The sequence below is a fragment of the [Ruminococcus] lactaris ATCC 29176 genome (genome assembly GCF_025152405.1).
GTDB classification, from domain to species: domain Bacteria; phylum Bacillota; class Clostridia; order Lachnospirales; family Lachnospiraceae; genus Mediterraneibacter; species Mediterraneibacter lactaris.
In genome coordinates this window covers 292,672-303,955 of record NZ_CP102292.1, presented here as the reverse complement: position 1 = coordinate 303,955, position 11,284 = coordinate 292,672, and the positions used below count along the sequence as shown (strand labels likewise).

At 45.2% G+C, this 11,284-nt stretch carries 11 protein-coding genes and 1 other RNA gene; 3 read left to right on the top strand and 9 right to left on the bottom strand.

What is annotated here, in order from left to right:
- Positions 1-22: 22 nt before the first annotated feature.
- The gene (locus tag NQ541_RS13075) at positions 23-208 is read right to left on the bottom strand and encodes a hypothetical protein (protein ID WP_081442954.1); all 186 of its coding nucleotides are present in this window, start codon (positions 206-208) and stop codon (positions 23-25) included.
- 98 nt (positions 209-306) lie between these two features.
- On the opposite strand from NQ541_RS13075, the gene ffs reads away from it, so the two are divergent.
- Together ffs and NQ541_RS01440 are read left to right on the top strand one after the other, a co-directional pair.
- An RNA gene (ffs, locus tag NQ541_RS01445) (signal recognition particle sRNA large type) lies at positions 307-568 on the top strand.
- A gap of 113 nt (positions 569-681) precedes the next feature.
- A complete protein-coding gene (locus tag NQ541_RS01440; RefSeq protein ID WP_044940662.1) occupies positions 682-1,143 on the top strand; it encodes a DUF2798 domain-containing protein in 462 nt (153 codons plus the stop codon).
- On the opposite strand, the gene tadA is transcribed toward NQ541_RS01440, so the two are convergent.
- Positions 1,126-1,611, bottom strand: coding sequence for a tRNA adenosine(34) deaminase TadA (gene tadA / locus NQ541_RS01435; protein ID WP_118278807.1), 486 nt, complete (start codon positions 1,609-1,611; stop codon positions 1,126-1,128). The two genes, NQ541_RS01440 and tadA, sit on opposite strands and share 18 nt — an antisense overlap.
- Positions 1,612-1,783: 172 nt before the next feature.
- On the opposite strand from tadA, the gene NQ541_RS01430 reads away from it, so the two are divergent.
- A complete protein-coding gene (locus NQ541_RS01430) occupies positions 1,784-2,902 on the top strand; it encodes a DUF6128 domain-containing protein (RefSeq protein ID WP_005610990.1) in 1,119 nt (372 codons plus the stop codon).
- Here the strand turns inward: NQ541_RS01430 and NQ541_RS01425 are convergent.
- From NQ541_RS01425 to atpG, 7 genes are all read right to left on the bottom strand, one after another.
- On the bottom strand, positions 2,895-4,301 hold the full coding sequence (locus NQ541_RS01425; protein ID WP_005610991.1) for a deoxyguanosinetriphosphate triphosphohydrolase: 1,407 nt from the start codon (positions 4,299-4,301) through the stop codon (positions 2,895-2,897). The genes NQ541_RS01430 and NQ541_RS01425 overlap by 8 nt on opposite strands.
- Positions 4,302-4,325: 24 nt before the next feature.
- Positions 4,326-5,753: a helix-turn-helix domain-containing protein gene (locus NQ541_RS01420; RefSeq protein ID WP_005610992.1), complete on the bottom strand. Its 1,428-nt coding sequence runs from the start codon at positions 5,751-5,753 to the stop codon at positions 4,326-4,328.
- 94 nt (positions 5,754-5,847) lie between these two features.
- Positions 5,848-6,651: a D-alanyl-D-alanine carboxypeptidase family protein gene (locus tag NQ541_RS01415; RefSeq protein ID WP_023921767.1), complete on the bottom strand. Its 804-nt coding sequence runs from the start codon at positions 6,649-6,651 to the stop codon at positions 5,848-5,850.
- A 4-nt stretch (positions 6,652-6,655) separates the two neighbouring features.
- Positions 6,656-8,275, bottom strand: a complete 1,620-nt coding sequence (locus NQ541_RS01410; RefSeq protein WP_023921765.1) for a bifunctional diguanylate cyclase/phosphodiesterase — start codon at positions 8,273-8,275, stop codon at positions 6,656-6,658.
- Between the two features lie 239 nt (positions 8,276-8,514).
- Positions 8,515-8,931, bottom strand: a complete 417-nt coding sequence (gene atpC / locus NQ541_RS01405) for an ATP synthase F1 subunit epsilon (RefSeq protein ID WP_005610996.1) — start codon at positions 8,929-8,931, stop codon at positions 8,515-8,517.
- 17 nt (positions 8,932-8,948) lie between these two features.
- Complete coding sequence (atpD, locus tag NQ541_RS01400) at positions 8,949-10,352, bottom strand: F0F1 ATP synthase subunit beta (RefSeq protein ID WP_005610997.1); 1,404 nt, start codon at positions 10,350-10,352, stop codon at positions 8,949-8,951.
- Positions 10,353-10,392: 40 nt separating this feature from the next.
- Positions 10,393-11,283 (bottom strand): ATP synthase F1 subunit gamma, encoded by an 891-nt coding sequence (gene atpG / locus NQ541_RS01395; protein WP_005610999.1) that lies wholly within the window; start codon positions 11,281-11,283, stop codon positions 10,393-10,395.
- Between the last annotated feature and the right edge of the window lies 1 nt (position 11,284).

Below are 11,284 nucleotides of genomic sequence, written 5' to 3'. Positions count from 1 at the left end.
CTCCCATTTGTAGATACCAGGGTCAAAAGGTCTGACACCACATGTGCTCGCACACTAGTGGTAGAATGACTTTGTGACCCGCCCCAATATGAGCATAAAAGTGGGGCGTAAGCACCACGATATGCGAATGTTGGGTAGGATTGTGGGAGCACGTAGTGCGTAACAATCCGTAGGTATCATAGTCGGGGGCTTTTGACCCCGACATCATTTGTATATTTTATCAACAGTACCCTATTATACTATTTTTTTGTTCAAAAATCATCCATATCCGTTGACATTTTTCTAAATATCCTGTAAAATATTGATTCGTGCAGCCGGGGTGGTAGCGGTACCTTGAACCTGCAATCCGCTATAGCAGGGGTGATATTGTGCAGAGGGCGAAAGCTGGCAGAGCTGCCCCCGATAAGTGACGTTGATGTCCGGGTCTTACGCGACGGGAATCTGTGAACCGTGTCAGGTCGGGAACGGAGCAGCACTAAGCAGAACCTTCCGGGTGCCGTAAGGGTGCCTGGGCTGAGTCAACTGTCGGGGTAACGTCTGTTGGTCCAGTTCGAAGCACAATGCACTTTTAGTAACAATGAATGGAATAGAATATTGGTTATATTGGAAACGATACATTCCCCCGGAATGATGAACGAACAACACGATTCTGTTACGCTTATTATCTCAGGAGGTTTTTTTATGCCCAAAAATAAGTTTCAAGATGTAATTTTTACGATTATCATGGTATTTGTCATGGTTTATGTGATGATCTGCTACAATATCGCACTGAACATCGGCGGTATGAAGAACGAAGTATTTTTAAGTGCTTTCCACGAACTTCTCATCATGGGACCACTTGCATTTATCCTTGATTTCTTTCTTGTAGGACCATTTGCCAAAAAGAAAGCTTTTTCGATCGTAAATCCAGAAAGAGACAACCCGTTTATGATCGTGCTTGCAATTTCTGTCGTATCGATCATCGGTATGTGTCCGCTGATGAGTCTGGCTGCGACCCTGCTTTTCAAAAATGCAGGAAGTCAGTTTATTGCCGTATGGCTTGAGACGACCGCATTGAATTTCCCAATGGCATTCTTCTGGCAGCTTTGCTTTGCCGGTCCATTTGTCAGAAAGGTATTCGGACTCTTATTCAGAGAGAAGTGATTTCTTTTTCATTTTCTGCTTCGCACGAAGCTCTCTGAAAAATTGCTTCATCATCAGGCTGCATTCTTCTTCTAAGACTTTGGTCTTTACTTCAGCCTGGTGATTGAATGCCTGCACATCCAAAAGATTCAGCACCGATCCGGCACAGCCTGCCTTTGGATTCATGCAGCCCACCACCACTCTTGGAATCCGGGACTGGATGATCGCACCGGCACACATCTGACATGGCTCCAGTGTCACATAAAGAGTACATTCTTCCAGCCGCCAGTCACCCAGCTTTTTGCTGGCTTTTTTTATTGCGGAAATTTCTGCATGAGCAAGCGGACTTTTATCTGTATTGCGGCGGTTGTATCCACGGGCAATGATTTTTCCCTCATGGACGATCACGCATCCGATGGGGGTTTCTTCTAAGGCATATGCTTTTTTGGCCTGCTTCAACGCTTCTTTCATATATTTTTCATCCCGCATTTCAGCTTCTGATTGATTTTGTAATTCAGTTTCTGATTCATTCTTTAATTGTTCCATAACGGCTTCTCCTCTCACTCCATTCTTTCATAACATTCCCGGCTTTTATTTCTCTGTTCTTTTTTCTGCTCCTTTTGAATACATTATACGAAAAAGACAAGATGAAAGGTATTTTATGAACCAGGGTATTTATTATCTCTATGAATATGAAACCGGGCAGCGAAAAAGGAATCTTGGATTTTTACAGATTTCCCATCAGTACCGCTCCTGTATGATGACACTTCATCTGAAAAGTCTGCCACTCTCTCCCGGAACGGCACTGGAACTCCATGGATTTTATAACAAAGATAAGGATCTCATCCATGCTCCCTGTGCAATCCTGAACTATTCCGGTGGAAGTATTGCGACCCGGTTATCTATATCTGAGTCATTATTTCCCTGCGGGAAATCTTTTTCCGAACTTGAAGGCTTTCTTCTTTTGCCGGAAGGGAAAGCAGAACCACTCTTCTGGGCTGCCTCAGTTAATGCACTTCCTGTTGGTTTTTCACTGATTTCTGCCGAAGAACTGTCCCGGCCACCTGAAGAAGTTTCTCCTGTGGAATCGCCTCCGTCACCTGAAGAAGTTTCTCCTGTGGAACCGTCTCCGTCACCTGAAGAAGTTTCTCCTGTGGAATCGTCTCCGTCACCTGAAGAAGTCTCCGTTCATGCCGCAGAAATCAAACCGGAGGGAAACAAGACAGTCGAAACTACTGTATCTGAAACTGCGGAGACCAGTTCTGAAACTGTCACTTCCGCTCCTACGACTGAGTCCGTGAAATCTGACATTGATTCTGCGGAGTCTGCCGGGACTCAGCCTGTTACTTCCACAAAGACAGTCAGATCTGTTGATCCCGGTGATTCTGTCCATCTTGCTACTACAGCTACAGCCGGAACCAAGAATGCCGCCCCAGTTTCTGATTCCGATGACACGAAACATACCACATCCTCTGTTACAGCACGCAAGATCACGCGGGCAGAGTTATCCACACTCCCGAGGAAATTCTGGTCACTTGCCAACAATAGTTTTCTTTTACATGGTTATTATAATTATAACCACCTCCTTCTGGTCGAAGAAGATGGTCATATATGGCTTGGCGTTCCCGGCATTTATGATGCCCGTGAGGCTCGTGCTGCGGATCTGTTCGGTTTTCCTCAATTTACCAGTTCTTATGTATCCGTTCTTGAACTGGGAGATGATGAGCGGAACAACGATGCACTTTTCGGACACTGGTGCCGGTATCTCGCCACTAAATAATCCCGTTCATTTCCTGATACAGACGCTTTGCATAGCTGTCTGTCATTCCGCAGACATAATCTGTCACCAGAAGCAGGCGGAGATATAATTTCTCTGTCCTGCTTTTTCCCTGTGACTGCAGCCTGTAGGCGGTCTTATAATTATCAGAAATAAAGGATACCATACGGCTGTCCAGTGAATCCTGTTCGCTGTCCGTATTGTAATACAACACAGAACTTACAAGACGGTTCATCAGGAAATCCAGGATCGTATATTCTGCAAGCTCCATTTTATAAATCTGTCTGGATGAAAAAACTTTCCGGTAAGCAAGATCTCCGAGCAGATTCATCAGCTTTTCTGCAAATGTCCCATAAAAAAGATCCTGTCCGAATGTTCCGGCCATAATAGCTTCATAATTAGAAGTAAATCCATAGGTCACACAATTTAGTACAAATCCCTGCACACTGATGATCCAGTTCTTCACTGCATATGCTTCAGGACTGCTGACCTGCTTCTCCACACCCCTCTGATATAACTTCCGGAGTTTTGTCGCCGGTTTGAACGGAGAATCTTCCGTTTCCTTTTCCAGCACTGCAAGCTCACTCTCAAGCTGATGATACGAAATAAATCCTTTCACAAAAGCATCCTCAATATCTGCCGTCTTATAAGCGATATCGTCTGCCGCCTCCAAAATATATGTCAGCGGATGACGGTTATTTCCCGCTCCTGTCGCTTTCGTGATCCTGTGGAACAATTCTTCATCTGCAAGATAATATCCCATCTTTTTGTCCTTGATATTTCCACTCTCTTTATCGATCCCGGTGGATGGAACAGGATATTTGATCATGGTATTCAGTAACGCATAGGTCAGATTCATTCCATGTTCGTCAACCAGATAGTGCAGCTTTGATACAAGCCTCAGTGCCTGTGCATTTCCTTCAAAATGATAGAAATCCTGCTTCATCTGTTCTGTCAGAAGATCTTCTACTCTTTCACCTTCAAATTTCAGTTCCGGCAGATTTCGTATAAACCACTCCCGGATGGCAGATTCTCCAAAATGGCCGAACGGTGGATTCCCTATATCATGGATCAGTCCCGCACACTGAAGGATATGTGAGATATCTTCCTTCATCTGCGGGGTAAATCCACTGTCTTTTTTATATTTTAAAATACTCTCTCCAATATTCTGTCCCAATGACTTTCCAAGAGAAGATACTTCCAGCGAATGTGTCAGTCTTGTCCTTATAAAATCACTTTTATCCAGTGGAAATACCTGCGTCTTATCCTGAAGTCTGCGAAAAGACGCACTTCCTATGATCCGGTGGTAATCTTTTTCAAATTCACTCCGCAGATCACTGGACCTGTATTTTTCACTGCTTTCCCGCTCTCTTCGCGGTGATAATAATGTACTCCATTCCATATCCTGTATCTCCCCGGCCTGATTTTAGTCTAAATAAATCGGTGGCTCGTATGCCTTTCCAAGCAGCACTTTCTTCCGCTCCTGGTATCCGAGGAATGCCCATTCCGTCATATCTGTCCATTTATGAATCGTTCTGTCGTAAACCTGAACATATCCGATCCTTGTCGGATGCATACGCACACTGTTGGACTGATATTCTTTTCCGGTATATGGATTCACATCTCCAAGCTCACGGTCTTCCTCTTCATCAGCATGCGGGATCACCGGCTGGAACTCAGCCTCTCCCTGCTGATATTCGGCATCGCCCTGTTCATATTCCGGCTCATATCCGGTATTTTCATATGCTGCCTCCTGATATCCTTCAGATGCATATTCCGGCTGTCCGTATTCTTCCTGCTCTTCATAGGAACTGTATCCTTCATCTGCAGCATTATTTTCCTCTGCACGATACGGTTCTTTTTCCTCTTCTGCATAAGTCTGAGTTGCTTCTACCGGTGCAGGCTCTTCTTCCACTGCCTTTTTCTTTCTTGAAAAGAAATTCAATCCTCTGAATTTTTCTTTCTTAGGCTTCTCCAGTTCTTTCTTGATTTCTTCGACCGGCTCTCCTGCCCTTACATTTTCTTCCAGATCTGAAAGTTCCTTATGGATATCATACAACTCGCCGATTGTCATATCACGCTCATCCTCACCCATTGTTTCAGGATGCAGCGGCTCCACCTGGATTGCAGGTGTTCTGTCTGCATAAATCTGTTCTGTTTCATAGTCTGAATCAGACTCCGCATCTGTTGAATAAGCTGAAACCTGCTCTGCGTCTGTTGAATAAGCTGACTCTTCTGCCGCTGAATATACCGGAGCTTCTTCCTCTGGAGAATATGCCGTCTCTTCCTCATAAACCGGGGCTTCCTCTGTATCTGCTGTCTCTTCCTCTACAGGTTCTGCTGCAATCTCCTGAGCCATAACTGCCTCTTCTGATTCTTCCGGCTCTGACGCAACTTCCTGAACCATAACTGCCTCTTCTGATTCTTCCGGCTCTGACGCAACTTCCTGTGCCACAGTTGTCTCTTCTGCCTCTGTTGATTCTGTCGGCTCTGCTTCATCCGGATCTTTATCAAAGAACAGATCCAGTTCTAACTGTTCCGGCACTCCCTCATCGGAAATGTGCTTCTTATGAGCCTTTGGTTTCTGCTCATATCTTACAACAGTTTCGCCCTGCGTCTCTTCGCTCTCTCCTTCAGCTACCATAATACTTAAATGAAACTGACATCCCAGAATCTGTGCGATCATTCTCATATCCTGCTCCTGGAAATTATCTCTTCCAAGCCGCTGCGTCAGATTCTGACGGGACATCTTCTTTCCTGTCTCTTTTTCGATCGTCTCTGCCAGTTCTTTGATCGTCATTCCTTTTCTTCCAAGAATAATCTTGACCTGTTCACCAAATGTTAAGTCTTCCATTTTGCTCCTCCTTATGTACTCCTCTTATACTCCTCAGTCTTTTATTTCCCATTGGTATCGACAGTCTTATTTTCGCCTGCCCCCTGTTTATCCATCAATCAGCCTGAAGATATTCTTCCAAGGTGATCCCCTGCTCAGTTATCTTTTTGGCCGCTTCTTTTCCTACATATCGATAATGCCACGGTTCATAAACAATCCCCGTTACATTGGATTTATCTTTTGGAAACCGCAGAATAAATCCATATTCCTGACAATGTGCCATCAGCCATTCCTGCTCGGCTGTATCTCCCTGCTTATCATCCAATCCGGTATACTGTCCGGAAATAATGTCCACCGCAAGTCCTGTCGCATGTTCACTGGTACCCGGAACTGCCACAGATTTCTTCGTCTCATCATAAGCATCCAGTGGACTGTATCCTTTACTGATCCAGTCTTTCATTGTCGTATCAAACACTTCCCGCTGGCGATCATAAGACCGGTATGCTGATGTCACATATAAATTCAGCCCCGCCTGTCTCGCATCTGCGATCATCTGCTCCAGCTCTCCGTAAATTCTTGTATCCACTGAGCACTTCTCATCCAGCTTTGTCAGAGATGCCGGTGTATAGTCTTTCGCCAGCGGATACTCTTCATTTACAAGTGCAAGCATCCAGTTCTCTGAATCTTCCTTCAGCCGGACTGCGGGTGCTTCTTTTATTTCTTTTGCAATCTTCCAGTTATTTAAATCTTTTTCAAGTCTTTCGTTCTCTTCTGTCAGCTTCTGATTTTCAGAAAGGAGTTTCTGATTCTGCTGTTCCGTGCTTTCCATCTGCCCTGCCACTGCAATTCCCATCAGGACTATCAATCCCACTGCCGCACACAACATCGAAAAAGATCGTCTGAAACTCTCATTTTTCATTTCTCTACTCTTTTAAATATCTTACTTCAAATGTCTCGATCGTAATCGCCTTATTAAAGAATGATCCCTGTGCATAATCACATCCCAGTTCTTCCAGTACATTCACCTGATCCTGCGTCTCCACACCGGATGCCATGACCACGGCACCAAGCTGACGGCAGATATCGATCACCGCTTTTGCAACAAGCCTGCTTCTCCGGTTTCCGACTAAATTTGAAATCACACTTTTATCCAGCTTCAATCCATCAAATTCCATCAGTGAAAGAATGGAAAAGCTGGAATTTTTTGACCCGAAATGATCCAGGATCACCCGGACATTCGCCTTCCGGATCTTACTGCTGGTCTCTGCCAGCATCTCCTGATTCATGTCGGCATAAGATTCGGATACCTCTACTTCGAGATATTCACAACGGACACGATACCGATCTATAAGCTTCTCCATCTCTTCGATTAGATTGTCCTGTCTTAATGTCGTGCCTGCAAAATTGACAGAAACCGGAATCATCGGGAGATTGTCCAGCTCCCATCTGTGCAGGGTCTTGCAGACCTCCTCAAAAACATACAGATCCAGATAATGGGACAGTCTTGTCTCTTCCAGAAGATTAATATATCTTCCCGGTTCCATGATTCCAAGATCCTTGTGGTGGTAGCGTACGACTGCCTCTGCTCCTGCCACATTGCCGGTCGCCACATCAATCTTCGGAACAAGACATACGATAAATCTGCCTTCCTCAATATCCTCCAGAAGATCCTGCTTGATGATCGGTTCATGATGACCCTTCCGCAGATTCTTATAATACTTTTTCTTCTCTTCACGCATCATGTTCTCGGCACTTAAAACCAGTGCATCCACATCAATGTCGATCTTCTCCCATGCACAGCCAAGAGAAGCAAGTCCGAGACTGATATTATCCAGCTTCGTATACGTGCCGTGTACCTGCTTCATAAACTCTTCGTATGTGATATTTTCCACCAGAACCAGGTACTCATCCCCGGTCATACGATATACATTTGCAGTATGGAAATACTCTTCCAGCACTTCCCCGACACGGATCACTACTTCATCTCCGTAATCTCTTCCAAATTCCTTATTAAAATTCTTAAGACCGTTAATATCTACCGATACTGCACCTAATGAATTTAACTCATCGGGATTTATATCCGTTGTATAAGAAACAAAACTGTTTCTATTGTATAGTCCCGTAAGCTTGTCATGATAACTCAGATACTCCTGCTGCTTCTGAAGCTTCTGTAAAGTAATGGCCTCCGGAAGATACGCCAGAACGCTCCGCAGCAGATCCACTTCGCATCCTCCACGGTGAACCCCTACTGCTGCAAGAATTGCCACAGTATTCTCATCCAGTCTCCTGAAGACACTGTAGCTGTCCTCCGTGGTGTCCGTAATCTCCTGTTCCATCCAGCGTGGCCGTTGATCCTTCGGCAGCATCTTGATCTTATCCCTCTGCCATGGCACATGCTTGGCACACCACTCATAAATCACATCAATATCTTCATATTCTTTTTCAATATAATATACATACTCGGAGTCATAATGTTCACGTACCGTACTCAGTACATCATTCATAATCTCTACGAGAGAACGCGGATTATCTCTATCACTCATACAAATATCTCCCCTTGTCTCTATTACTATGGTTCTTCTGCCCATACTCAGACATAATTAATTGTAGTATAATCCATACGAAAACGCAATAAAAAAGATTCCTTTATCACAAAAAAGGGATCCCAGGCAGGCTGACACCTGCCTGGGTTTGTACGACAAAAGAGATGTACATTGCAGACCTTTGTCCTTCCATGCACATCTCTTCCATTAAGAAATATAATCTTATATTTTCACTTTGCTTACAAGTTCCATTTTTTATCCTGCGACAGACGCAGTCGGTTCATTGCTCTTGCCAGCGAAGCCTGCGTATGATAATACTGCTGAATACTCTGCTTCTGACGAAGCTGTTCTTCTGCCCGCTCTTTCTGCTCTCTTGCACGACGTACATCAATATCTTCCGGCTTCTCCGCTGTATCTACGATCAGAGTTACACGGTTATTTACAATCTCCGCAAATCCTGTTCCTACAGCAATCTCTTTCCATTCCGTCCCGTCAACGTTCATCCGGGCAATCCCGACTGTCACCGCGATCACCATATTCTCATGATGGGCAAGGATTCCTTTCTCACCATCCGGTGCCGGAATAGTCAGTTTCTGACATCTTCCTGCATAGAACACTCCGTCACTCGCTATGATTTTAAGACCAAATGTATCCATATGCACTCACCCCGTTATTATGCCTGTGCCTCTTCTGCTTCAGCTTTTGCCTTTGCAATGACATCGTCGATCGTTCCAACATTAAAGAATGCACTTTCCGGATATTCATCCATCTCTCCGTCAATGATCATCTTGAATCCACGGATCGTTTCTTTCAGCGGTACATATTTTCCCGGGATTCCCGTAAATGTCTCCGCTACAAAGAACGGCTGAGAAAGGAATCTCTGAATCTTTCTTGCACGCATAACAGTTGCCTTATCCTCATCTGATAACTCTTCCATACCAAGGATGGCAATGATATCCTGCAATTCTTTATATTTCTGAAGAATTGCGATTACTTTATTTGCAACCTCATAATGTTCTTCTCCAACTACATCTGCTTCCAGAATACGGGAACTGGACTCCAGCGGATCTACTGCCGGATAAATTCCCTGCTCAACGATCTTTCTTGAAAGTACAGTTGTCGCATCCAGATGGGCAAATGTTGTTGCCGGGGCCGGGTCAGTCAGGTCATCGGCAGGTACATAGACCGCCTGAACGGATGTAACTGAACCGTTCTTTGTTGATGCGATACGCTCCTGAAGCTCACCCATCTCGGTAGCCAGTGTCGGCTGATAACCAACGGCTGAAGGCATACGGCCAAGAAGTGCGGATACCTCAGATCCTGCCTGTGTAAAACGGAAAATATTGTCAATGAAGAGAAGCACGTTCTGATGCTGCTCATCACGGAAATATTCTGCCATCGTCAGTCCTGTCTCAGCGACACGCATACGTGCTCCAGGTGGCTCATTCATCTGTCCGAATACCAGTGCTGTCTTATCCAGTACTCCTGATGCCTTCATTTCTGTCCAGAGGTCATTTCCCTCACGGGAACGCTCTCCGACTCCTGTAAAGATGGAATATCCGCCATGCTCCGTGGCAATGTTACGGATCAGCTCCTGAATCAATACAGTCTTACCTACACCGGCTCCACCGAACAGACCGATCTTACCACCTTTTGCATAAGGTGCAAGAAGGTCGATAACCTTGATTCCTGTCTCAAGAATCTCTACAACCGGACTTTGCTCTTCAAATGTTGGTGGCTCTCTGTGGATGACCCATTTTTTTGAATCAGTGATCGGCTCGCCATTGTCGATTGTCTCACCGAGTACATTGAACAGTCTGCCCAGTGTCTGCTCACCGACAGGTACCTGAATACCCGCTCCGGTCGCTGTGACTTCCATATCCTTGCAAAGTCCTTCGCTGGCGGCAAGCATCAGGCAGCGTACCTCATTATTTCCGAGGTGCTGTGCAACCTCCATGATGCATTTCTTTCCGTTATTTTCAACTTCAAGAGCATCTTTGATAAAAGGAAGGTCGCCGTTCTCAAATACTACGTCAACGACAGGTCCCATAACCTGTACAATTCGTCCTTTATTCATGTCTCTATCTCGCTTTCTGTATCTGTCCTAAACAGTTACCTTAACTCTTCTTCTGCTGTGCTCTCGCACCACTGCAGACTTCCGTGATCTCCTGCGTAATGGCTGCCTGCCTTGCTCTGTTATAGAGGATCGACAGTTCCTTGATCAGCTCCTGGGCACTGTCCGTTGCCGATTTCATCGCCATCATACGTGCATTGTGTTCACTTGCATATGCCTCTACCAGACAACCATAGATCATACCGTTGATATAGCTTGGTACAATACTGTTCATGACCGCCATCGGTGATGGATTCAGTTCGATTTCCTCACGGTACATATTCAGTGGCATCTTCATCTCACCGAAATCACTTCTCTCCAAAGGAAGCAGTTTCATGACTTCCGCTTCAGCCTGCACCGAATTTTCCATTCTCGTGTAAACCACGTAAACCTCATCCAGCTCCCTGTTGCGGAACTGCTCCAGGATCACTCCCGAAATGTCCCTCGCACGATGCATGGTCGGTCTCTGAACTGTATATTTAAAGTTTGTATCAATCTCTACATCACGTTTGGCAAAATAATGTCTTCCGAGTTCTCCGACAATGAACAGCTTATGCTGTCCCGGCTTCGCCAGGATTTCTTCTTCCAACTTTACAATGTTATGGTTGTAAGCTCCGGCGAGACCCTTATCCGCCGTGATCACGATCGATCCGATCTTTCGTTCTTCTGCCGGGATCTCTTCTCTCTGATTGAAATAACTGTGATGCAGTTCCGGCATATGACGGAGAATACGGCTGATCTCACCCTGAAGTGCATAGAAATACGGCTCTGTATCTGCCAGCTTTTTCCTTGCCTGCGTCAGCTTTGAAGAAGAGATCATATACATTGCATTGGTAATCTTCATCGTGTCCTTGACACTGTTGATCCTGCTCTGTATCTCTCTGATATTTGCCATA

Bases quoted from the DNA above. Each gene is read 5' to 3' on its own strand.
- NQ541_RS13075 (WP_081442954.1), bottom strand. From the start codon at position 208: ATGATGTCGGGGTCAAAAGCCCCCGACTATGATACCTACGGATTGTTA.
- NQ541_RS01440 (WP_044940662.1), top strand. From the start codon at position 682: ATGCCCAAAAATAAGTTTCAAGATGTAATTTTTACGATTATCATGGTA.
- tadA (WP_118278807.1), bottom strand. From the start codon at position 1,611: ATGCGGGATGAAAAATATATGAAAGAAGCGTTGAAGCAGGCCAAAAAA.
- NQ541_RS01430 (WP_005610990.1), top strand. From the start codon at position 1,784: ATGAACCAGGGTATTTATTATCTCTATGAATATGAAACCGGGCAGCGA.
- NQ541_RS01425 (WP_005610991.1), bottom strand. From the start codon at position 4,301: ATGGAATGGAGTACATTATTATCACCGCGAAGAGAGCGGGAAAGCAGT.
- NQ541_RS01420 (WP_005610992.1), bottom strand. From the start codon at position 5,753: ATGGAAGACTTAACATTTGGTGAACAGGTCAAGATTATTCTTGGAAGA.
- NQ541_RS01415 (WP_023921767.1), bottom strand. From the start codon at position 6,651: ATGAAAAATGAGAGTTTCAGACGATCTTTTTCGATGTTGTGTGCGGCA.
- NQ541_RS01410 (WP_023921765.1), bottom strand. From the start codon at position 8,275: ATGAGTGATAGAGATAATCCGCGTTCTCTCGTAGAGATTATGAATGAT.
- atpC (WP_005610996.1), bottom strand. From the start codon at position 8,931: ATGGATACATTTGGTCTTAAAATCATAGCGAGTGACGGAGTGTTCTAT.
- atpD (WP_005610997.1), bottom strand. From the start codon at position 10,352: ATGAATAAAGGACGAATTGTACAGGTTATGGGACCTGTCGTTGACGTA.
- atpG (WP_005610999.1), bottom strand. From the start codon at position 11,283: ATGGCAAATATCAGAGAGATACAGAGCAGGATCAACAGTGTCAAGGAC.